This window comes from Tunturiibacter psychrotolerans (assembly GCF_051013365.1).
In the GTDB taxonomy this organism is placed as follows: Bacteria; Acidobacteriota; Terriglobia; order Terriglobales; family Acidobacteriaceae; genus Edaphobacter; species Edaphobacter psychrotolerans_A.
The window spans coordinates 4,722,303-4,743,079 of record NZ_CP132941.1; the positions used below are offsets into that span (position 1 = coordinate 4,722,303).

Annotated in this window: 22 protein-coding genes and 1 tRNA gene; 6 read left to right on the top strand and 17 right to left on the bottom strand. The window is 55.1% G+C overall.

What is annotated here, in order from left to right:
- The first annotated feature begins 110 nt into the window (after nt 1-110).
- Nucleotides 111-557 carry a DsrE family protein gene (locus RBB76_RS19890; protein ID WP_429629441.1) on the top strand — a complete coding sequence of 149 codons (447 nt, stop codon included), beginning with the start codon at nt 111-113 and terminating at the stop codon, nt 555-557.
- Between the two features lie 1,014 nt (nt 558-1,571).
- Nucleotides 1,572-2,126, top strand: coding sequence for a hypothetical protein (locus RBB76_RS19895; protein WP_429629442.1), 555 nt, complete (start codon nt 1,572-1,574; stop codon nt 2,124-2,126).
- Nucleotides 2,127-2,772: 646 nt separating this feature from the next.
- On the opposite strand, the gene ispG is transcribed toward RBB76_RS19895, so the two are convergent.
- Nucleotides 2,773-4,005, bottom strand: a complete 1,233-nt coding sequence (gene ispG / locus RBB76_RS19900) for a flavodoxin-dependent (E)-4-hydroxy-3-methylbut-2-enyl-diphosphate synthase (RefSeq protein ID WP_429629443.1) — start codon at nt 4,003-4,005, stop codon at nt 2,773-2,775.
- Between the two features lie 65 nt (nt 4,006-4,070).
- Here ispG and RBB76_RS19905 point away from each other — a divergent pair.
- Together RBB76_RS19905 and RBB76_RS19910 are read left to right on the top strand one after the other, a co-directional pair.
- A tRNA-Arg gene (locus tag RBB76_RS19905) sits at nt 4,071-4,147 on the top strand.
- A 114-nt stretch (nt 4,148-4,261) separates the two neighbouring features.
- Complete coding sequence (locus RBB76_RS19910) at nt 4,262-4,711, top strand: hypothetical protein (RefSeq protein ID WP_429629444.1); 450 nt, start codon at nt 4,262-4,264, stop codon at nt 4,709-4,711.
- Between the two features lie 4 nt (nt 4,712-4,715).
- On the opposite strand, the gene RBB76_RS19915 is transcribed toward RBB76_RS19910, so the two are convergent.
- The gene (locus tag RBB76_RS19915; protein ID WP_429629445.1) at nt 4,716-4,985 is read right to left on the bottom strand and encodes a hypothetical protein; all 270 of its coding nucleotides are present in this window, start codon (nt 4,983-4,985) and stop codon (nt 4,716-4,718) included.
- Between the two features lie 664 nt (nt 4,986-5,649).
- On the opposite strand from RBB76_RS19915, the gene RBB76_RS19920 reads away from it, so the two are divergent.
- Entirely contained in the window at nt 5,650-6,363 is a 714-nt protein-coding gene (locus RBB76_RS19920) for a hypothetical protein (protein ID WP_429629446.1), read from the top strand.
- Between the two features lie 21 nt (nt 6,364-6,384).
- Here RBB76_RS19920 and RBB76_RS19925 read toward each other — a convergent pair whose 3' ends face one another.
- The 3 genes from RBB76_RS19925 to RBB76_RS19935 form a co-directional block, all read right to left on the bottom strand.
- Nucleotides 6,385-6,615, bottom strand: a complete 231-nt coding sequence (locus tag RBB76_RS19925; protein WP_429629447.1) for a hypothetical protein — start codon at nt 6,613-6,615, stop codon at nt 6,385-6,387.
- A 214-nt stretch (nt 6,616-6,829) separates the two neighbouring features.
- A complete protein-coding gene (locus RBB76_RS19930) occupies nt 6,830-7,054 on the bottom strand; it encodes a hypothetical protein (RefSeq protein WP_429629448.1) in 225 nt (74 codons plus the stop codon).
- 7 nt (nt 7,055-7,061) lie between these two features.
- Nucleotides 7,062-7,331 (bottom strand): hypothetical protein, encoded by a 270-nt coding sequence (locus RBB76_RS19935; protein WP_429629449.1) that lies wholly within the window; start codon nt 7,329-7,331, stop codon nt 7,062-7,064.
- A gap of 193 nt (nt 7,332-7,524) precedes the next feature.
- Between RBB76_RS19935 and RBB76_RS19940 the strand changes: the two genes are divergently transcribed.
- Nucleotides 7,525-8,448 carry a hypothetical protein gene (locus RBB76_RS19940; RefSeq protein WP_429629450.1) on the top strand — a complete coding sequence of 308 codons (924 nt, stop codon included), beginning with the start codon at nt 7,525-7,527 and terminating at the stop codon, nt 8,446-8,448.
- A gap of 45 nt (nt 8,449-8,493) precedes the next feature.
- Here the strand turns inward: RBB76_RS19940 and RBB76_RS19945 are convergent, their stop codons facing one another.
- The 12 genes from RBB76_RS19945 to RBB76_RS20000 all read right to left on the bottom strand — a co-directional run bounded on the left by RBB76_RS19945 (nt 8,494) and on the right by RBB76_RS20000 (nt 20,682).
- Entirely contained in the window at nt 8,494-11,211 is a 2,718-nt protein-coding gene (locus RBB76_RS19945; RefSeq protein ID WP_429629451.1) for a hypothetical protein, read from the bottom strand.
- On the bottom strand, nt 11,211-13,400 hold the full coding sequence (locus tag RBB76_RS19950) for a hypothetical protein (protein ID WP_429629452.1): 2,190 nt from the start codon (nt 13,398-13,400) through the stop codon (nt 11,211-11,213). Before RBB76_RS19950 ends, RBB76_RS19945 begins: the two co-directional genes overlap by 1 nt.
- A gap of 24 nt (nt 13,401-13,424) precedes the next feature.
- A complete protein-coding gene (locus RBB76_RS19955; protein ID WP_429629453.1) occupies nt 13,425-14,153 on the bottom strand; it encodes a hypothetical protein in 729 nt (242 codons plus the stop codon).
- Nucleotides 14,134-14,430 carry a hypothetical protein gene (locus tag RBB76_RS19960; protein WP_429629454.1) on the bottom strand — a complete coding sequence of 99 codons (297 nt, stop codon included), beginning with the start codon at nt 14,428-14,430 and terminating at the stop codon, nt 14,134-14,136. Before RBB76_RS19960 ends, RBB76_RS19955 begins: the two co-directional genes overlap by 20 nt.
- Entirely contained in the window at nt 14,431-14,913 is a 483-nt protein-coding gene (locus RBB76_RS19965; protein ID WP_429629455.1) for a hypothetical protein, read from the bottom strand.
- Nucleotides 14,914-15,273 (bottom strand): hypothetical protein, encoded by a 360-nt coding sequence (locus RBB76_RS19970; protein ID WP_429629456.1) that lies wholly within the window; start codon nt 15,271-15,273, stop codon nt 14,914-14,916.
- 4 nt (nt 15,274-15,277) lie between these two features.
- A complete protein-coding gene (locus tag RBB76_RS19975; protein WP_433963456.1) occupies nt 15,278-15,622 on the bottom strand; it encodes a hypothetical protein in 345 nt (114 codons plus the stop codon).
- A 13-nt stretch (nt 15,623-15,635) separates the two neighbouring features.
- Nucleotides 15,636-19,001, bottom strand: coding sequence for a hypothetical protein (locus RBB76_RS19980; protein ID WP_429629458.1), 3,366 nt, complete (start codon nt 18,999-19,001; stop codon nt 15,636-15,638).
- Nucleotides 19,001-19,171: a hypothetical protein gene (locus RBB76_RS19985; RefSeq protein WP_429629459.1), complete on the bottom strand. Its 171-nt coding sequence runs from the start codon at nt 19,169-19,171 to the stop codon at nt 19,001-19,003. Before RBB76_RS19985 ends, RBB76_RS19980 begins: the two co-directional genes overlap by 1 nt.
- Nucleotides 19,172-19,248: 77 nt before the next feature.
- Nucleotides 19,249-19,458, bottom strand: coding sequence for a DUF6950 family protein (locus RBB76_RS19990; RefSeq protein ID WP_429629460.1), 210 nt, complete (start codon nt 19,456-19,458; stop codon nt 19,249-19,251).
- Nucleotides 19,459-19,477: 19 nt separating this feature from the next.
- Nucleotides 19,478-20,032: a hypothetical protein gene (locus RBB76_RS19995; RefSeq protein WP_429629461.1), complete on the bottom strand. Its 555-nt coding sequence runs from the start codon at nt 20,030-20,032 to the stop codon at nt 19,478-19,480.
- Nucleotides 20,032-20,682, bottom strand: coding sequence for a hypothetical protein (locus tag RBB76_RS20000; protein ID WP_429629462.1), 651 nt, complete (start codon nt 20,680-20,682; stop codon nt 20,032-20,034). The genes RBB76_RS19995 and RBB76_RS20000 overlap by 1 nt, the downstream gene beginning before the upstream one ends.
- Nucleotides 20,683-20,777 lie beyond the last annotated feature (95 nt).

A 20,777-nucleotide genomic window follows, 5' to 3' on the forward strand; every position in this document is an offset into this window, starting at 1 on the left:
ACTCACTCGCGCAAAGCCATGCAATTCAGCCAAATCAAGAAAAACATGCCCGACGCTCGTGCTTCAAGTTTTATGGATGCTAACATTGCTCCTCACACCTGGAGGTGCTCATGGCAAGGCGGTCCTTCCTTCGTCAACTGGTCGCTCTACCGCTTGTTGGCATGACGTCCTGGGGTCAGGGAACATCGCACAAGTCTCTGAATGTCATGATGAAAAGTGCCTGGGGCTCCGATGACCCGACCAAGGCAGCCTTTCCATTTCTGCACGGCCTCGCGCTCTCCGAAGCTGGACACTCGGTCCAGATATTTCTCCTCGGTGAAGCGGTCTCACTCATGCGAAAGTCCGTAGCCGCTGCAGTCGTGCCGGTTGGCTGGCCGCCGTTGGAAGAGGCGCTCACAAAGATTGTCGCAAGACATGTTCAGATCTATGCTTGCGGTGCCTGCAGCCGCGCCCGCTCCGTAGCCCAAAGCGACTTGGATCAATGGGGCGCGAAGTTTGGCAGCCCCACCATCTTCGTATCTCTCGTGGAATGGGCCGACCGGGTGATCACCGAGTAGTTTTCATCTTTCAAATGAAGACTCAAAGGCCGAAATGCAACATTTACTGCTTCGGATAGGTGACCGACTACGTCTGCCTCTCCGCATGCAAAACTTCAGAGAGGCACCAAACGCTAATGCAATCCATTCCACCACCCAGTACAGCGTAATGCCTCTACTGAATGCAACGTTATGCCGCCAACCAGAGCTCGCCAAATCGTCTGATTGACTTCTAGACTGGTGTGAATACTGAAGTATAGTTGGAGCCGGTCTTATGCGCGTTACGTCATTGCTGCTCTCGGTGTTCATTATTGCGGGGTCGAGAATGGTTCCGGCAGCCACTGCCCCCGATCAGGAGGTCTTCAACGTCATTCGCCAAATCGATCCAACCCTTGTCAGCGACAAGATTTTCTATCGGAATGTAGTGGCTCCCGATCTCGATCTGGTGATCGCAATAGGGAGCACGGCGGCAGGGGCGGCAGGTTCCGATTCTACGGATCTTTGGTGGGATGAGAATCGAAAGCTCGGTCTGTTCCTGCAGGAGAAGGCGCGTCCTGATCGGGTTTACTTGCTCACGCTTACTGCGGGGCCTCCGGATTGTGGAGCGCGCATCGAGCGCGCTACCTCGACCGACACTGTCATCTCCTGCACCGGTGAAAAGTCGCGCCAATGGATGAACCAGAAGTTCGTGTACGACGTTCGGGCCAAAGCGCTGGTTAGCCACTTCGCCTATCAGCCCTTTGCGATGATGCGGGTTTTGAACGATTCTGGCCGCACAGTATTTGTAGGCATTGACGGGGCAAGGCTAGTGGCTGTGGAATTCCGGCCGGGTGAATCTCCTGAGTTTGGGATTCTGACTGAGCGCGAAGCCGCGCCATGGCTGGCTCGCGTAGGGACAAGTCGGGGCACCGAAGGTATGGAGCAAAGGCAGGTTCTCTATCTTGTGCCGGAGAATCCCGCGCCGATTCGCTTCGGAGGAGCAGACGCGTTTACATTCACCCAAGCGTACATGGAAAGGAGTATCCATCGTCTATTGTGGACAGCCATAGCAAAAAGTATCCGTTGCCTCAGTCCACATACGATGATTTCGCCAAGGCGCGCCCTGGCCGTATGGCGGACGGATACCGACGCGAGGGCACAATTATCGAAGAATACATCGGTCCGGTGCAGCTCGAAGGCGACAAACTCTGGTTCGGCAAGACTTTTTACGACGGAGAAGGAAACACCGGAGTTGGTAGCTTCGGCTACTTTGATGCGACCGATCGTCAGTATCACCTGTTCGCTCTACCAGAGGTGGCCGATTTCTCCATTTCGCCCATCCATGTAGAACCCGATGCGGTCTGGATTAGTATTTATCATGCTGGCGAATGGGGCGACTCGCCAGCAGGCATACTTCGATATGACCGCAAGACGCACGCTGTACGCAAATATGATTTGCCGGACGATGTGAATGGATTCGTCGCGTCTGGGAACCGCTTAGTGGCGTACACGAGCTCGGGTATTGCGATAATCGAAGACGATCAGACGACTCGATATCTCGTCGATCGCACCACCGACGGCCGCCTTCGACTTGCACAAGCGACTCATTGAAATCGAAATCCATCCGAATTCGCGGACTAGTCTTCCCAGCTCAGCTCCCAAACGGAATTCCCATGGTCTTCAAAGTTCGATTGTGGGCGCAGTACCGGCTAAGCGAAGTAGTACCGAAATGCCTAAAAGTGGGTCTTCGGCAACTTCGCAAAAACCAGGTCCGACTTTCGAAGCCTCAATCTGGATTAGCAGTCCAGATCACGCCGACTTCACGTGACGAGGTGGGAATGTAGTGGGGAACTGGATAATTCTGCATCGGGAACGCCGCTAGTAGAGGGACAACGGTGCACGGGTGGCCGCATTTTCGTGGAATACAGCATCAAAACCTGTAAAGCCCAGGATCGAACAAACCCCTTCATAACAGTGACTTCCATGTGGCGCATTAGTTTCACGCCAAAAGCTATACTTGTTACTGAGACGAAAACAAACTGGCCTGGATTCAGTCCGGGGCTCAACCCATTGATAACAAGTATTTTAGGCGTAACTCCTTTGCTATGAATATTTTGCAGGCGAGGATACCCTGTAACCTATTGAATATAAGTAATTTACGTCCAAAATACCCTAAGGGGGTAGGGGGGTACCCGCGACATAAGGCTAAACGCTGAAATGCACGTCGTTGCTAGCAGATATCAATAAGAAAAGGTATTTAGACCTCGACCAGCACCCGTCCATACCGCTTCTCGACATACTCATCGAGAATTACCTGAAACTCCTCGACGATCTGATCACCCTTCAACGTGGTGAACAGCTTGCCATCGACATAAACCGGAGCCTTAGGCTCTTCGAACGTTCCAGGCAGAGAGATTCCAATGTTTGCATGCTTCGACTCGCCGGGTCCGTTCACAATGCAGCCCATCACAGCCAGCTTCAACTCCTCGACTCCCGGATACTGCTTCTTCCACTCCGGCATCGAAGCCACAAGATAGCCCTGAATTCGCTCCGCCAGCTCCTGGAAGTAAGTCGAGGTAGTCCGCCCACAACCAGGGCAGCTCGTCACCTGAGGCATGAAGCTGCGAATCCCGAGCGACTGCAGAATCTGCTGCCCGCAACGAACCTCTTCCGACCTGTCCCCGCCCGGCGTCGGAGTCAAACTAACTCGGATCGTATCCCCGATCCCCGAAAGCAGCAAAGGAGCCAGACCCGCAGCCGAAGCCACAATGCCCTTCATCCCCATCCCCGCTTCGGTTAGCCCAAGATGCAGCGCATAGTCACAACGCTTCGCCAACTCGGTATAGACATCGATCAGGTCCCGCACCCCGGAGACTTTGGCCGACAAAATAATCTGATCTCGCCGCAATCCATAACGCTCAGCAGCCGCAGCATTATCGAGAGCCGACACCACCATCGCCTCCATCATCACATCGCGAGCGGGCAGGGGATTGGCACTCTTCGAATTTTCGTCCATCATCTTCGTCAACAGCGCCTGATCGAGCGAACCCCAGTTCACGCCAATCCGAACCGGCTTCTGATGCTCGACAGCAACCTCAACCATCGTCCGGAAGTTGTCGTCATCCTTCCGCCCGATCGACACATTGCCAGGATTGATCCTGTACTTCGCGAGCGCCTTCGCGGTCTCGGGATACTTCTTCAGCAGCAGGTGACCGTTGTAGTGAAAGTCCCCAATGATCGGAGTCGACCAGCCCTTCTTGGCGAGTTCCTCGACGATCGCCGGGACAGCCTTTGCCGCCTCGTCGTTGTTGACCGTCACGCGCACCATCTCGGAACCCGCGCGAGCCAGCGCCGCGATCTGTTGTACCGAGCTCTCGACATCGGCTGTATCTGTATTGGTCATCGACTGCACGACAACCGGTGAATCCGACCCCACCCGAATCCCACCAATATTCACCGTAACCGCACGTCGACGCTGTATCTCAGGCATAAACTCTCCACCCCCAAGTTTACCACCGCAGCACCAACAACCTGCGCGATACACTACCAAAACGTGGCCCGGTAGCTCAGTTGCATAGAGCAGCGCACTCCTAACGCGAAGGTCGCAGGTTGGACTCCTGCCCGGGCCACCACAGAATCAACAACTTACAGACAATCGAAACTCCAGCAGAAACCTGTGGGATACGATTGAGATACGGCAAGCGAATAATGAGATACGACGGGCACTTCGCCCGTATCTCACTGCATTGGGATTGTTTATAGGCCTGATTGCCTCTCCCGCCGGGGCCGCCACCAAGTACTACTCAACCTTCGGTGAAACCGGTGTTATTCCGGTCGAATGCACCCAGGAAGTGGGCATCGTGAGCCCACTGCTGGCCGAGTTCCACTCGCCAGCCAACTGGACCTGGATAGTGGCCTGTGACGAGTCAGCGTGGCAGAAGATCGAGGTCATGTCTGGCTTCCCGAAGGCTCTCAACGGCCAGATCATGGGGCTGACAGACCTGGAGCGTAAGATAACCTACGTGCGGGGTTGGGTGATGCTTCACCCTCTCAGCCCGGATCAGGATGCTAAGCCGCGGCATGTAATAGCTCACGAACTTGGTCACGTCCTGGCCAACACGCGCGATGAGGTCAAGGCGGAGGCTAAAGGTCAGGAGTTGATGAAGGGTGCGCAGTCCACCATCGCTGCCAAGTAGAGTCCTACTTGGTCATACGCGCCCGGTCATAACCGGCATAGACCCACACAGCACCAAAGGCGAGGAGCACAAGCGAGGCGCGAAGGTGATGCTCCGTGAATAGGAAGATGATCCCTCCTATCAGGAACAGGAGACAGAAGGCGGCACAGAAGGCCAAGAGCCGGGTATAGCTTTCATCCTCGACTCGTCTGAAGCCCTTTACTGGTCTACCGAGATGACCGAAGAGTCCGGCGCCCATGTAGCTGTCGAGGAATTGTTCGAGGTTCCATCTCATGGCTGACAGCCTACCACCCTCGAACTCGGTCTAGAATGGCGGCTATCGGGACGGTGCGAAGTGAGAGTGCTCTACTACGGTCTAGCTGTGTTATTTGTTCTCATGATCTGCATGGGGATATGGGATTTGCACAAGTGAGGAGAGAGCTTAGGCGCTTTTCTCCATCAGTTCCTCAATCTTCTCGACAGCCACCTGCCAGCTTGTGTGAACCTCGTGACTGAGAGTCTCGAGCACACCGATGGCGGCCTTCGGGGCGCCCTCGGTCTTGAGATACTTTGTCAGGATGGCGATGTCATCGTCGAGACGCTGGAGGTTCTCTCTTGAATGGTTGCGATGCGCTCGGAGATCGCAGAGGTATCGCGAGAAAGTTCAGGGGCTTTCACAACAGGCTCGTCAATAAACTTCAGAGTGCTGACATCCTGACGAAATCTGGTCAAGTAGGTTCCTGGCAGTTCGATGTCAACGGAGCTCTCAGAGCGAACACTCATAATCTTCCAAACTGAGTCGGATTTAGCTGGTATCACCCTTTCACCAAGTCGAGGCATGCGGGGAGCCGTAGGCGTGTCTAGTGGAAGGGTGGGATGTGAGGCCTGTTTGCGTGCCTTTGCCATAGTGCAATAGCTTAACAGGAACGTTTACGCTGGTGACCGGAGGTCAAACAGAGATGGCAGACGATTCAAACGAACCAGTTGAAAAGCTAGTCGATCAGTTTCCAGAAGCCACGGGTGCTGATCTTGCGTACAGCATCTCGAAAGCCGGGTTGGCATCCATACCGGTAATCGGGAATCTGCTTGGTGAGGTTTACGGCTTATTCGTAGCGTCACCAGTTCAAGAGAACATGAAGGCATTTCTGATTACTCTGGCTGAAGTCGTCGACTTGCTTCGTGCCAATGGGGTCACCAAGGAAGATCTGCAAAACAATGGGTTCTTTCGGGATGCTGTTACTCAAGCTGTGAAGATTTCCGCTACGTCACGTCAGGAATCAAAACGGGACATGCTACGCAATGCGTTGCTAAACATTGCTCTTAACCCTTCAGCAGACGAGGATCAAATTCAGCTGTTTCTTCAGATGATTGAGACGATGACTCCTACACAGATCGCCCTGCTGAATTACTTTCGGAATCCCCATAAGCGTCTTGCAGAGGTCTTCGATTCTACTCGGGTGGCTATGGGCCTCCCCCTAGACCAAGGAATCTATGGTGTGATGCCCCATTTGTCGAGTAAACCAGATTTGGTCAAGAACCTCATTCTTGATCTTTACAACAGAGGTCTGATTCCTTTCAGTCCGAAGAACAACGTGCTGGAAAGTACAACCATCACGAACACAGGAATTCAGTTTCTAAACTTCGTCCTAACGAACCCCCTGGAGAAAGCTTAGCGGTTTCGGCTCAGATGCTGGTCACTCCTGAGACTCAGCCCATCCTCTCTGCCAAGCCTCACTCTTGGTATCGTCATTCTGTCCACCGCTCCGACCACACTCAAAGCCCTTGTCGTAGTCGGCGATCTCTTCATCTGTGTGCTTACGCAGCATGAATGGTTCTGTGTCGGCGGTGGCCTCTCCGCTGAGGCCGCCTTCGCTGTAGTCTTCTTTGCTGCTTTCTCGGCTGTCATCCAGTGGGATTGTCATCATTAGACCTCGTTGCAGGAGTCACAGCCTTTTCCATGTTCGACGAGGGCCGTGTAACAAGATTGGATGTTGTTCATGCGGTCTGAGGGTTTCTCAGTGCCTAGACGATTAACTCCTTCGCCACAGCTGATCAGGAATGCCTGTGCCAGGATCATGCCGACATCACAAGCAGGGATGTCTTCAATATCCCAAAGGGCCAAGAGCTTGTCGTGGTCCATTACCGTGTCCGATGCTTTGAAGAGAAGAAGCGCATCACCCTGGTTATGATCCCGCCACGTCTCCGTGCGTCTTCAGCCTCAAGCTCCTTCATTCGTTTATTGAACTGGCGCATATCCTTCGCCTGCTCTTTAGCTCTCAGATGCGCTTCGACTGAACCGCGGTCGTCTCGATCTCCGAAGCCCATTGGCTTGTATTGCTTCTTAAACTTGACCTTCTCTGCCATTCGATCCTCACCTTTTCAACTTACCGTATTGTTCACTAGTCAGGTTCAGCCAGATACCTCCGCGGCCGACTGCGATCGCATGATCGATCGCAGCTATGTCCTCTAACTGCTTGGCTGCTCCGCCGGCTTTCGCCATAGCCATGATTTTGTCGGATGACTGGAAGGTGAGTGTCCGGGGTAGAGACGTCTTCAGATCGTCCTCCAGAAACTGACAATACCAGCCGCCGCGGAGGAAGAAAGTCATGTAAATCCGATGCCGCGGAGTGTGACGATCCATGTCTGATTACTCGCTCGACACAGCAGTGCGGCTGTTACCCCATATGTCTACTGTGGCGTAGGTGGCACCACAATGAGGACAGCGTGAGAAGTCAAAGGTCAGTCGGACGATATCGGCGGGACGGATAAGCTTCTCGCAGGATGGACACTTATCAGAGAGGCTGACTTCAGTGGGAAGAGGATGCGTGCGTCTCATGTCGGGATTATATAGCGAACAAAAGGCGAATACGTGGAAATCGGATCGGCGCATTGCAAATGCTAGACTTGCGGGCATGCAAGACCCGACGAACGGCGAACAGCAGAGTGGGTACGAACTGCCGGATGACGAATTGGACCGACAGATAGAGAAATTCCTTCAGTGGATTAAGACTGACCCTGCTCGTGTTTCGCAGTGGATTCAGGCTCTAGCAAGCGTAGCTCTAATTGGTGTGACTCTTGGACAGTTGATCGTTTCATGTTCTGGCTCGAATCAGACCGACAAGCTGATTACGGCTGCGGATAGGAATGCTGCCGCTGCTGAACGATTCTCAACTTCCGCAGATGGGATTCAGTCGGGCGTTAAGGATGCTGTTGCGAAGCTCAATCTTCAGGCCAAGCAACTTTCAAAAGGTGCGGATCAGACTGCAAGGCTCGCTAAGGCAACTGAGGGGGCAAACTCGACGGCATTAGAATCTGATCGGCCCTGGGTGGGAGGCTCAGTCACTGTCTCCGGTTTTGAGGTCGGCAGCGCGGCTGTAATCTCAGCCCTATTTATAAACGCAGGAAAGAGGTCAGCGCGTATTACATCTATCGGTATAAGGGAATTCCCGGCACCGTCGTTCCCAGCTGATCCTGACACGCAATTTGCTAAGTCAGGGCCTGTCGGGAGCAAATCGATCCTTATTCCCGGTCAAGTCTTTTCGACCAATCAAACCCTTCCGTCCCCTTTGACTCAAACTGATCTTGATTTGCTGAAAGGGGGAAAGATGATCTATTTCATCATTGCCAAAGCCGAGTATGAAGACGCTCAGACGAAGGAGAAATACTGGACCCACCTTTGCTTCGAGTACTATCCGGAAATCAAGAGCTCAACAAACCCAGGCTTTGGCAATTGCCCTGAATACAACGAAGCAAAGTAACGACACGTGAAAAAGCCCCTCCGGTTAGGGAGGGGCTCTGTGTTGCTAGTTGAAGCGGCCGTGTCGTATGAAGTTACCGATCTGAAACAGTTGAGGCAACGGAGAGTTTCCCCCAGCCGCACCAAACGAGTAGAACGCTCCCATGTTCTCTGTCCCTCCGACAGTCGTAGCGTTCAGCACGCCATAATTCTCAGTCACACCCAGTCGAATCTCGGTAACCCAGTCCGTCCATTGATTGTTGCAGGCACCAGACCCTTGAGTGATCGTGCATTGGGTGAGGGCTGTTCCGGTGAAGAACAAGCTGGAATCAGTCAGCTCGAACATCGTACCGTTGGGGCCTCCGCCAGGGTTACCTAAGGCGGATACGCCGTAGATCTCTGCGTAGGCTCCTCCGGTCAGGATGATGTTCGATCCGTTGTGCTCCGTCTTGTAGCCCAGTATCCACATCTTGCAGCCACTGCATTGCAGCTTGGCCGTGAGTGGCTGTTCCTGATTCAGCTGCCGAGCCCAGAAGCTCTGGCTCGATTGCAGAACGATAGGAGTGCTGCCACCCAAGATGCAGTTCTCACAGAAGAGATTGCCCGCGCCGGCCGAGCTCGTATAGCTCGACGTCTTATCGTTCAAGATGACGACTGTACGACTGCCAGTGTGAATGATCCCGTTCTGCCCTTCGGGGCATCCCTCGATGATCAGAGGTGTGGTGCTGACGCCTGCGATGGTGAAGACGATGTTGTAGGTTGTTCCCGGTGGAGGCGCCGCGTAGTTGCAGTTGACATGGTTGATCGAATCCGGGACGGTGATGGAATACGTGCCGCTTGCTACGATGTTGAGTCCATACTGACCAGGTGGCGCGTAGATGGTAGAGACTCCACATCCCGCCATGGTTGTTCCCCAGGTCGAGATGTCATCGCCAAACTGACACCATGTCGCCGCCGGCGGATCCGACGCCACTGGCGTCTCCTGTACCGGAAGATTCAGAGTGTTCGGAGTGACAGCGGTATCGAAGAGGGACTGGGGAGTGCCGGTGGAGTGGAACGTGATGTTCCCCGGCGCGTCCGTGATGCAGGTACCAGTCCCGCAATCGGTGATGCTGGCTGTGTACCCATTCAGCGTCGTGTTCTTGATGAAGAACGTCGATGGCTGAAAGCCGCTGGTGCTTGAGTTCTTGAAGGCTATGGCGCCATTCAGCGCATAGACTTCAGAGTCCATCACGACAGCGGAGGAGTTGAGATCCAGGTTGGTCATCGCCGGGACGCCGAACGGTTGGAACGAGAACAGGTGTCTCCAGAACGTCTTCAGCTGGTTTCCGAAGATGCCAACTGAGGTCTGTCCCTGAATCGTGATGTTCTCGCCCGTCATGGCGAACGTCGTTGATCCCGCGAGTACTGCTTCAGCACATCCGTACATCGAGAAGTTCTTGAGTAAACCCGGTCCCTCTTCTGCTCTCGACATATTGAGAACCGCAGGACACTTCGAATCATCAGCCCATGCGGCGATGTTGCCCATCACTGCGTAGTTCGATGGCACATACTCTGTTACGTCGATGCTGGGATTGCCCGCGCCGAGTTCGAAGCCGATGTTGAAGATGTTGACGTTGTAGGTGTTGTTGGTGTTGACGGCGTTCTGATTCCAGAAGCTCCCGGATACACTTCCGACCGCCGAGTTCGGCAACAGCTTGAAGATCGATTTGTAGGGTCCATCTCCCCACATTGACCAGTACGCGCCAAGTGGAGTGATCTGGTCACTCGTGGCATACACCCCAGCTGGGAAGTAGATGAAGAACGGAATGAAGCCTGCGTTGGTGGTGCCATTGAACAGGTTGCCGTTGTACATCGGGGTCGCCGCTGACGTGAACGTCGGCGCCGTCGCCAGAGTCATCTGGGTTGCTGTGATCGTGGATCCCGCGGCGATGGATGAGAAGAACCCACTCTTTAGCTGAACCTTCGTCGCACTGCTACCTGCAACATATCCAGCTCCGAGGAACTGAGGTCCGGAGACGTAGGTGACAACAGGATTGCCGGCGATCGTCGACACCATGGTTCGAGGCAATCGAGCGATCTTGTTGGTCATCGTGGGACAGATGTCACCTGAGACCAGAGTCAACGAAGTTGCACTCTGAACCGATGCAATCTGATGCATGGCTCCGTTGATGTACATCGGGCCAGTGGTGATGCCGGTGAATGGCGTTCCGCTGAGGCCAGTGACGATAGAGGTCCCAGTGCAGCTGACCTGCACCGCATCGCCGCCGCGCATCATTGAGAACAGATACGTCAGGCAATCGGAGTTGTCAGTAACGCCATCAGGAACCGGAGTGCAGATCCCGTTGCTCATAGCGTTGATGACTGGATACGCGCCAGCACTGAAGAATCCAGGCGGGAAAGCGATCGAGTCATTCAGCTTCGCGCCGGAGTTGATCGCCGTCGGTGCGATGACAGTGATGGTCCCATTGACATACGTCACGGTGTCGGTGCCTGGGTTCGCCAGGGTACCGGGATTCATCGTCGAGTTGAAGCTGCCCACCGTCGACGTTTTCGTCGCTGATGGGCTGCAAAGGGGTGGAGGTGTGGCGAAGACAGCAGCGCCAGCCCCCACCTGAACGGTGGGAGCTGCGTTGCTGACGACGGTGTAGATGCCTGGAGGGACTTCGTCACCGACATGCATCATCAGTGGTGTGCAAGCAGCGGTATAAGCCGTGGCGAAGGCTGGAACCGTAGCCATGCAAAGGCAGACGAGCGTAAATAGGTACAGAAACGGTCGTCGCATTAGTCGATCACCAAGTAGTTGAAGCAGGCAGGGTTTGTAACAGGAGCCGTGGTAGAGACAACGAAGCTCGTACCAACAGTGCGAGCTGTTACGGCAAGGACGGTTGGCGTGGTATTGCAGGTGATCCCAAGACGAGTGCCGAGGGAGGAATCCCAGGTCAGGACGATATCGCTATTGGCCGTCACGGCTGTCGTTGTGACCGTAACGCTGGTCAGTCCAGCCGTTATCGACACAGCTCCAACCGAACTAGCTCCCGAACATGCGCCTGTAGCGTTGGTGCAATTTGTAACGGTGAGGAAGTTGGTTTGCTTCAACAGACCTGCACCGTACGTCCACAAAGCGGTGATGGTCTGAGTCTGGTTGGCAGAGGGAATGATCGATGAGTACTGGGGAAACGTGTAGGTATTCCCATCGCTACCAGCAAACGTCATCGTGTTGTTGAAGGTCTCAGTCTTGGATGTAGTGCCACCAGCAATCGAGAATCCTGTTGCGTTGGCGGTGGGTGTGACACCGTTAACTGTGGATCCTGTGAGGGCCGCGCCCGCTTTAGGAGCGAGCGATGACAGCAATACTCCCGAGTCGACAAACGTTCCTGTCAACGTGCTGAAGGAAGGAAGATCGCCGATCACACTGGTCGAGGGTCCGTTTCCACCGTTGGCGATGACTGTAAGAGTGTCGGTGTTGCCGGACTGAGTGATCGTCAGGGTGGAAGGGCTGCCTGAAACCAACTGCTTCACCGGAGTGAACCAGGGTGCGCCATTATCCGACTCTTCAATCTGGCCGGGGCCTGAGAAGTAGGCTTGCTTGATCGTGCCAGGACTAGAGACAGTGATGGCAGAGTCGCCAGCGCTTCCAACTTGCCAGTTCAGTTGCGAGTTGTTGGCAGTGTCGACCTGAACGTAATTGGAAGCCGCGGCGGCGACGGCGGCATTGGCGGCGCCTAGTGTATCGGACGCAGCAATCGCAGCAGCCTGAGCAGCAGCAGCGGCAGAAGCCGCGGCGCCGGCCGTATCAAATGCAGTGAGTGGCTGATAGGCAGCGGTCCCGAGAGTAGGAAGGTTTGCAAGGTCGGTGTACGAGCCAGAGATCGCAACAGTAGCCAGCTGCGTTGAAGTCTGGTTTGCCGGAAGCTGTATCGTTCCAAGCGACGTAGACGAAGCAGGGAACATTGATCCGCTGGGACCAGTTGGACCCGCCGGGCCTTGTGCTCCAGTCGCACCCTGTGGACCAGTAGACCCTGTCAATCCAGTGGGACCTGTGGGTCCGGTTGGGCCAGCTACTGTGCTGGCGTCGCCGGTAGCACCCGTCGGTCCAGCTGGACCAGTTGCGCCAGTGGCACCTGTTGGTCCGGTTAGACCCGTCAGACCAATTGGTCCAGTTGGGCCGGCAGGTCCGATAGAGCCTTGTGCGCCAGTCGATCCAGTCGTTCCAGTGATGCCGGTCGGGCCGGTTGGACCAGCGGGACCAGTTGCGCCTGTGAGACCTGTCGGTCCAGCCACGCCTTGTGCTCCAACCGATCCTGTTGCTCCGGTGAGTCCGATAGGTCCAACAGGTCCCTGAACACCAGGTATTCCCTGAGGGCCAGTCGGTCCAGTAAGACCGATTGGACCGGCAGGTCCGGTGGCACCTGAGCCAGCAGTGCTACCCGTCACGAGAACGAACGAACCTTCGACGCAGACATAAAGTTGCCCACCCTCATAGTCCTGCACATAGAACGAAGGGCTTACGCAGGTGCTCGGAGGAGCCGCCGTGCCGTACGCAACCTGAATCTGTTGGAAGTTGCTTGTCTGCGCAGGCGGCGCGTAGCTATCCAGGGCCCAGGTGGCTCCGGTGATGTTTGCGACCGCCGGCAGAACGAATGCATGCTGATTGCTGGCCGAGATCTGAATCGAATAGAGGATATTGGCTGGAGTCGTCAGCTTCGAATCGGGGATCTGGCAGACTCCGGTGATGGCGCCGCCCGTGATCGTGCAAGGAATCGCAGCAGGAGAATTGAGTCCACCGCCGCCCTGCGTGAATGGAATCGGCTGACCGCTGGACGAGACCGGCGTGAACAGGACCGTACCGGAAGCTACGGTCATTCCACCCATCTTGATGGTGTGCGCGGTGATGGTCGTCATTTGCGCGCGAGAAAGCGAAGTAAGGCCAAGCACGCACAACAGTGCGGCTGCTTTGAGCAGTCGTTTCATTTGGGGATCCTTATGGGGCTGGAGCTAGAGGGAAACGGAGGGAGAGGTAGTCTTGTGACGGTAGGGGACTTGGTGAAGGAGGGCGACTTCGGCTCTCTCGCGGAGCCGCTGATTCATCAGTGCGTTGAAGGCGACGATGTCGGTCTGCATCAGTGCGGTCTCATCATGCGTGAACTTCGCCATGAGATTGAGAACCGGGGTGCGCTCGTAGTACCCGTTCAGTTCCGAGTGTGTGAGAGTTGCCTTCCAAGTCTGATAGCCAGCTTCGGAAACGGTCCCAGCTTTACGCATCTCGGGGTAGTGGATCGTCTCGTCAGTGCAGAGCTTGGCGTGGATCTCAGCCAGCTTCTGTCCGGGGACCAGAGTCGTGGGACCATCACACGCGGGACACGATACGTTTCCCGCTTCGTCGACTAGGCCAGCCTGCTTCGCCATATCGAAGTGAATGTTCGCGGTACAGGGAGCGAAGTCTTTCGACATCGCCTCGGCTAGATCATTGCAAGCTGGGCAGTCAATCTCAGGGATGATGGTGTCAGGTGGATGAGCGTAGCCCTGTGGGAATACGGCAGGTGCTGGAGCGTATATGCGAGTTGGTCCGACGTGGTGATCCTTTACGTGCTCTGTAGTTGAGGCAAGAAGCTTCTCGTGCGCGGCGCCGCGAGCACACCGGTACAGGTCCGGATGCTGGTGAACGTTGGCGCGTGGAGTGTGGAAGCAGAAGTGTTTGTGAGAATTAAGAAGTCGCTGGGGCATTGGCTACCTTCGGAGAGACAGTCTGAGTTGTCGGGTTGTAGGTGAAGTTCTCTACTCCACCAGCAATCAGAGTGTTGTAGACATCAACCGTGACACCAGCCGGGTCGGCGAGGACCAGCCCATAGGGAGACAGGTTGTTCCCGTTCGCATCCTTCGCGGGAGTTCCGTCAGCATTGTTGAACGTCACCCGGTTCACAAGCGGAACGATGGTCGCGTTGGGGTCCGCGCATACGTGGCAGACGTCACCAGCAGAGTCATATTCGATGAAGTAAATCATTTAGAGCCACCTGTAGGAATAGTTCGGATTGCCTCCGGGCATTGTGTTTCCGCCGGGTAGTCCCTTGCCTTGAATGAGGTCCAGACAAGTCAGACCAAATGAGCCCGCCGTGAGGCCGTTTACTTGAACCCGGCAGTTGTTGTTCGTTTGGACGTAGTCTTCACTTTCAATCGTGAAGTTGTAAACGTTGTGCCCCGGATAAGAACTGTCTACTTGCAGAGTCGGTTGCTTGCCTGCCTGAGTTGTGATCGTCGCGCTGTTGGAGACACCAGAGCCAACGTATCCGAGGGTTCCTGAACCGCTAGTGAAAGCCAGTACAGGAGAGCCAACTCCATGAATGATGTGACCGTTGTTGTCGATGATTCCGTATCCATCCAGGGTGAGCATGTTGACGGGAGTTCCATCGCCGAAGTACATCTGACCCGAGTTGTTGATCGTCAGGACCAGGAGTCCTGCCGTCACATCTGTCACTGTTATCGACATTTACATCACCCCGTAATTGAAGGTTTTGGAAGTGGTCTGATTTGGATTGGCAATAGAGAATCCGGAGCCAATCGTGAAGGCGACAATCAACCCACCTTGATCGATGCTTCCGAGACCCGCTACGGGCAGTCCACTCACACTAGCTGTACCCGCCGCCGCCACCGTGATCTGACCGGAGTAGCGGATGAGAGCCGTAGAGTTGACGGTGTTCCCTGTCAGCTTCCCGGAGGAGTTGATGACGGATGAACCATTCACCGAGAGAGCAGCCGAGGGCGTACCTGTACCCAGGTTCACATTCGCTGAGTTGTCACCCTGCAATAGCTGATTGCCTGAAGTTGAGTCTGTCCAAGTGACTGGCATGTTTTCACCACGTTCCGTAAGTGACTGTCAGGGACCCACCTGTGTTTGGATTGGTCCACGTGACTGACGTCGGACTCAAGTTGGCAGGAGTCGTAGTAGCTGAAAGCGACGGAATCAGAATGTACTCGATCGTCACGGACGAGGATGATCCAGGTCCGATGATGATCTGACCTGTGTTGTTGAGTGGCACACCGGCGACAGCAATAGGGCCAGTGAAGATAGCCAGTGGCGATACGACCCCGTTTGCTCCGATGGTGATGGCCTGGGAGTTCGTTGGAAGCCCTCCCAGGCCCATATTGCCGCTGTTGTCGATATAGAGAAGCTCCAACCCGGCAGTTTCATCTCGCATTTGAAATGGCATGTTAGATGGCCTGTATCGAGTACGTTCTCGCTCCCGAGTTTATGAAGAGTTTGTATCCATTCGGAACCACGCTGGCGATCGTTGACGACGGGATTCCGTCTACGTTGCTGGTGTCGTTGGAGGTGTTGCTTCCAGTGACGTCAGCGCCATACTGACCTGTAGCTACATACGGCTCAACAGCGACTGACTGAACAGCCATGTCAGAAGCTCCAACGCAATACAGCGCGAGAGAAGCGTAGTTGACTCCTGCTACCGCCACCCATTCGAATGAATAGGACGTGGGGGTAGCAGTCAGGCTTCCGTTGCCTAGAAAGTCAAAGAATCCCGGATTCGACGTACCACCCGTTCCAGACGGAATGACATTGGCAGGTTGCGTTGTACTGTTCTGCCAAGCAATACGCAGATAGATACCGCCTGAACCTGAGCCGTTATAAACGGTGTAGATGATTCGGTACTTAGAGCCGGGAACCACCGAAAATGCTGGTGAGAACATAAATGCTCCGGAGTTACCCGGCATATAGACGCGTTGCCCAAAGGAGTCAGTGCCTATTGTTCCGGGAGCCGCTGGATTGGTGAGCCATCCCTGAATAGTTCCCAGGGGGAAGTTGCCGTTGGGGACGATCGACTGAGTAGACGGTAGATAGACGATAGGCTGTGCGCCTGTGACGTCAGCAGCACCCGTCTGATCGGTGAGCGATACACCAGAGAACCAAGTCTCCGTTGGATAGTTGCTCGGAAGCACCCCAAAGGAGTCTGTGATGGCGATGGTGTAAGAGCCGCTCGTAGCGACAGCAAACGTCATCTGAACTTGCGTCCATGACGTCGCCGCTGAGACTTCTATGATTGCAGCTTTGAAGGTGGCTGAGGTAGCCAATACACCGTTGACCTTCTGGACCGTGATGGCTCCCGAAGGATCGTTGATGTCTACACCAGCACCCATCGAGCCATCTACGACGACAGATCCGTTTGTCATCACCCATGCCTGTAAGAGGTAGGTGTGACCGGCGACCAGATTGACCGCCTGAGTAATCTGTCCTCCCTGAAGACGGGCTGATTGGCTTCCCACCTTGTGCTGCGTGGTGTCGATGGTTGGCGAACCGAAGCTAGATGGTGTCCAACCTGTGAATCCGTTGACGAAGTTGCTATTGGTCAGCATCTCACCGGCAACTGTGCCTCCGAGAGAGGCACCGGCTGAGAGAGCAGGAATCTGAGCAGCCAGCGTTCCGAGGAACGTTGGCGTAAGTGAGACCTGATAGCTGAGTTGCTGCACCCAGGTCGACTGGTTTCCATCTGCACGCTGGCTGTTTATCTGAACGTCATAGAACTGTCCTGGGACCACATTACTGATCCACTGGAAGTTCTGAGTGACCGATGCGCCAATAGACCCAATCCAACCAGTTGTTCCCGAGACGCGGTAGTTGATGTTGATCGACGTCGCCAGATTGTCCAGCGGAGCGTTCCACTCAACTACGATCAAGTTATTGACCGTGCCGTCAGGATTGATTTGAGCAACGTTCGGGCCGGAGAACAACTGCATATCGGTAGGAGGCGCCGGGATGCGAGGTGTCTGAGACGGTGAAGCTGGTACGGCATACGGTGTAAGCTCTTGAGAAGCTGGAACCCACTCGTAGACCGATGGATCTGTCTCCTGAACACTGACGTTGTAGCGGATCGTCATTGCACCGCTGTCATCGTCCTTATCCACATGGATGGAAGTGCCAGTGACTTCCAACAGCTTGTTGGTCCAACCCATTTGCGGGAAGTTCATCTGGAACGTGTCGACAGGCTGCAAGCCGTAAGCTGCCAATCCCATCTCAAGAGTCGTAGACCCCTGCTGGCGGTTACGACGGAGAATGATGCAAGCCACTCTCTGAGCCTGCGTAACTGACAGGACAGAGGTGAGGGTCAACTCCATCGGATGTTGGATACCAGCATCCTCAGTCAGCCATTCATTTACTCCCGCAGGGAAACCATGGAGGTTGTCATCCGCGTACTGAGGGAAGTTGGTTGGCTGGAAAGCAAACTGGAAGTTGTCCTGGAGAGTTCCGTTGTACCAACCGTTTCGGTCATACAAGTTGCCTGAAACGCTATAGGGAAAGGTTGGCGCGATGAACGTTCCGTTGACACAGTTTATGAGGTCGCGGACGGATCGGTATCCGTCCCACTTGAACCCCGCGGTGAGATTGCTCGCTCCGAAGGTTGAGGTTGCGCCCTGAAAGTAAGCCGGGAACAAGTAGTACTGGCCACCGATCAGAGACATCCTCCCCGCGGCTCCCAGCAACATGGTGCTCAGCACATTATTGGGAGCAGTACTGGTGTCGTAGTGGTAGTTCGTCGTGTACTGAGCTTCTGTGTTCGGAATAGATCCAGCAGCCACCAGTGCAGCTACGGTGATTTGTTCGTCGCAGACGTTGGCAGCGGCGATCAGCTGAGCCTGATTGACGTTGTTGCTGCCGAGCCCATAAACCGGGTCTGTGACCACGTCAGCAGCGCATAGAGCCCAGTTGTTCGTGAAGCCGTATGCCTGAGTCCGTGGATCCCAAATGTTGTTCTTGCCGTTGACGGTGAATCGGATCTCTGGCTCGTTCGGAAACGTCGTCGGATCGTACTCGATCTTCAGATAGACATACGTGCATCCGGCCACCCATGGAGAGTTGGCACCAACAGCTGCCCACAGCGGATCGTTTGCAGTCAGGCCCTGATCTACTGTCCCAGCAGTCTGGTTGCCCATTGTCGCGTGGCAATAGACGAGTCCACCGAAGTTGTACTTGTTTCCGTCCGGTCCGGTGTAGGTGTTCCCATCAGCGTTGCCGCCGAAGTTCACACCGTTGTTGGTCTCGTTGCCGACTCCTCCGGCCCAGTGAACCTGACGCCCATCGAGGTAAAGATTCACGATGCTGTCGCAGGGATGTCCGGCCAGAACAATGACATAGTTCAGCTGGTCATGTTTGCTGCCGGTTGAGCTGCGCCAGATCTCGATTCCCCCTACCCGCTGCTGCCCGTATATGATCTGCCGGGACTGTGCCGGCTGCCGGGTGGTGATGCTATCACCCTTGGTGCCGCCGAGTTCCTGAGCGATCGCTCCAGCTTCTAACGCCACTCCTGTAGCAGCGAGGGTACCGGCAAGGCTGACGGTGGCCATTGCGATGGCACTCGTCGAATTGATGAACGCAGCTAGAGCAGTGCTGGCAAGGAACCCCACGCCGAAGGTTGCAGATCCAAGCACGGCCGCTGCTCCGAGGAGCACTGCGCCTTCGATGGCCTTATTGCACTCATCGACGGGGAGCGTGTCTGGGTAGTCGTACGACTCTCTCTCGAGAACAACACCAGTCTCGATATCAGTCACTACTTTTGTATTGATTCTCACTAGACGCTCCACGCGCGAACTACATTGGTGTTGCCCTGTTCGTCGCAGATCGGAAGGGTCATGGGACCATCTTCGGATACGGAGACTATGTGACGACCGTTCAGGTGAACGATGCCAGCGATGAGTGTGCCCTTGTTGTTGTAGACAACGAGGTCACCTCTCTTAGCCATGAGAGGAAACTTATGCTCTACGAGCCCATGCTTCGTAGCACAGTAGGCAGCAGCATCAGCGACGGTTGATCCGCCGGTTAGTCCTTGATGGCACGTAGAGCTCCGAACTCCGACTTGTAGATCCCGCGGAAGTCAGAGGCTATGTCCACACCAGTGCAAGCTAGTATTGCGTTGGCCGCGTAGAGACAGCAGTCGTTGGATCCCCATTTGAATGGCTCGCCGGCACTCTCGAGCAGGAAGTTGTGAAAGGCACGGGTGTGCCAGTGGAGATGCTTATCGAGGGGCATAGGTGTCTTTCGGAGAGGGCTACGAACCCCAGATGAGAGCTTGGTCGTTGAGAGCAGGAACCTGATCGAATGCGGTATCCGTCGGGAAGTAAAGACGCTGGTCGGCAGACGTATAGCGGCGGTTGCTGGCGCGAGTGAAATCGATCATCCTGGACTCGATATCGATCGTGATACTCATCGTGTCAGGTCCCATATCGATGGTGGCTTTGTCCATAGCGCCGCCGAACACCATGTAGGGTGAGCCGATGATGGCGCCGTTCGCGAGGAGACCGAAGTAAAGGTTGGCCTGAGCACCAGGAACCATGTCGTTCTGCGAATCACCTTCTAGCACGGGGTCGATACCGCTCAGAGTCAACGAAATTCCAGTTGCTTCGATCTCAGTGCTCTCCGCGATGGTGCCGACGGAAGCAAACGATCCGACTCCGAGGTAGGTTTGAGAGTTCCATACGAGGTTGCCGTAGCCAGTCCACACATACTGGATGGATGACTTGAAGCTTAGGATAGCCATGAAGAACGGCTGAATGACACCGGCCGCAAGAGCGGCCTCCATTGCGGGATCAAGTGCGCGGCTCATTAGCGGTACTCCATGATCCCGAAGCTGAGCTTGACCAGCTTCGTGACGTCCGTTGACCATGTGACGGTGTTGTTCTTCAACCGGAAGAGGCCGACTGCGTTGGATGTGCTGATTGGGGTGCCACCCGTAGGAACTTCGCGAAGAGAAGGCCAGATGTTTACTGGGGCCTTGCCGTTTGCATCTGAGTTCACAGTGTCGAGTACCATGTGGTAGCGGTAGCCGACCTGGATGTAGTCGCCGGGGAGCAGAAGGCCTGACTTAGTCGGAGTCCATCCAGCCGTGTACAGTACCTGACCCCCCGCGAGTACAGGGATCGACCCGTCTACAGTAGGGCTTCCCTGGACGACGCCGCCGGGTATCTTACCCAGTGGGTGACCGAGTTGCACAGCGTTTGTCTTGCCCTGGCATTGCAGCAGAGCCGCTACCCACTTATTGGCCTGAACCTGAGTGAGCGCCGGCAGTGTACAGGTGCCTGACCACATATCTGCACCGGGCCATTGGAAGACCTGGGTGCCACCGGTGAAGACAGACGTGACGTCAGCGACAGTCACAGTTCCTGACCACTCGACGGTTTCCATAGACGTGCTCGTGAAGGGGAGCTGCACCAACGTGACGGTATTCCCGAGAACGTTAATCAGAGATGTGGGCATTGAGGTTCTTTCCGGTTACTTGTGTCGTTTGAAGAGAAGGCGAATGTCTCTGACGAGAGCAAAGCAGCCGTAGATGAATGCCCAACCAAAGAGGA

Coding starts and splice junctions, on each gene's coding strand:
- RBB76_RS19890 (WP_429629441.1), top strand. CDS start 111: ATGGCAAGGCGGTCCTTCCTTCGTCAACTGGTCGCTCTACCGCTTGTT.
- ispG (WP_429629443.1), bottom strand. CDS start 4,005: ATGCCTGAGATACAGCGTCGACGTGCGGTTACGGTGAATATTGGTGGG.
- RBB76_RS19915 (WP_429629445.1), bottom strand. CDS start 4,985: ATGAGATGGAACCTCGAACAATTCCTCGACAGCTACATGGGCGCCGGA.
- RBB76_RS19920 (WP_429629446.1), top strand. CDS start 5,650: ATGGCAGACGATTCAAACGAACCAGTTGAAAAGCTAGTCGATCAGTTT.
- RBB76_RS19925 (WP_429629447.1), bottom strand. CDS start 6,615: ATGATGACAATCCCACTGGATGACAGCCGAGAAAGCAGCAAAGAAGAC.
- RBB76_RS19930 (WP_429629448.1), bottom strand. CDS start 7,054: ATGGCAGAGAAGGTCAAGTTTAAGAAGCAATACAAGCCAATGGGCTTC.
- RBB76_RS19935 (WP_429629449.1), bottom strand. CDS start 7,331: ATGGATCGTCACACTCCGCGGCATCGGATTTACATGACTTTCTTCCTC.
- RBB76_RS19940 (WP_429629450.1), top strand. CDS start 7,525: ATGTCGGGATTATATAGCGAACAAAAGGCGAATACGTGGAAATCGGAT.
- RBB76_RS19945 (WP_429629451.1), bottom strand. CDS start 11,211: ATGCGACGACCGTTTCTGTACCTATTTACGCTCGTCTGCCTTTGCATG.
- RBB76_RS19950 (WP_429629452.1), bottom strand. CDS start 13,400: ATGAAACGACTGCTCAAAGCAGCCGCACTGTTGTGCGTGCTTGGCCTT.
- RBB76_RS19955 (WP_429629453.1), bottom strand. CDS start 14,153: ATGCCCCAGCGACTTCTTAATTCTCACAAACACTTCTGCTTCCACACT.
- RBB76_RS19960 (WP_429629454.1), bottom strand. CDS start 14,430: ATGATTTACTTCATCGAATATGACTCTGCTGGTGACGTCTGCCACGTA.
- RBB76_RS19965 (WP_429629455.1), bottom strand. CDS start 14,913: ATGTCGATAACAGTGACAGATGTGACGGCAGGACTCCTGGTCCTGACG.
- RBB76_RS19970 (WP_429629456.1), bottom strand. CDS start 15,273: ATGCCAGTCACTTGGACAGACTCAACTTCAGGCAATCAGCTATTGCAG.
- RBB76_RS19975 (WP_433963456.1), bottom strand. CDS start 15,622: ATGCGAGATGAAACTGCCGGGTTGGAGCTTCTCTATATCGACAACAGC.
- RBB76_RS19985 (WP_429629459.1), bottom strand. CDS start 19,171: ATGGCTAAGAGAGGTGACCTCGTTGTCTACAACAACAAGGGCACACTC.
- RBB76_RS19990 (WP_429629460.1), bottom strand. CDS start 19,458: ATGCCCCTCGATAAGCATCTCCACTGGCACACCCGTGCCTTTCACAAC.
- RBB76_RS19995 (WP_429629461.1), bottom strand. CDS start 20,032: ATGAGCCGCGCACTTGATCCCGCAATGGAGGCCGCTCTTGCGGCCGGT.
- RBB76_RS20000 (WP_429629462.1), bottom strand. CDS start 20,682: ATGCCCACATCTCTGATTAACGTTCTCGGGAATACCGTCACGTTGGTG.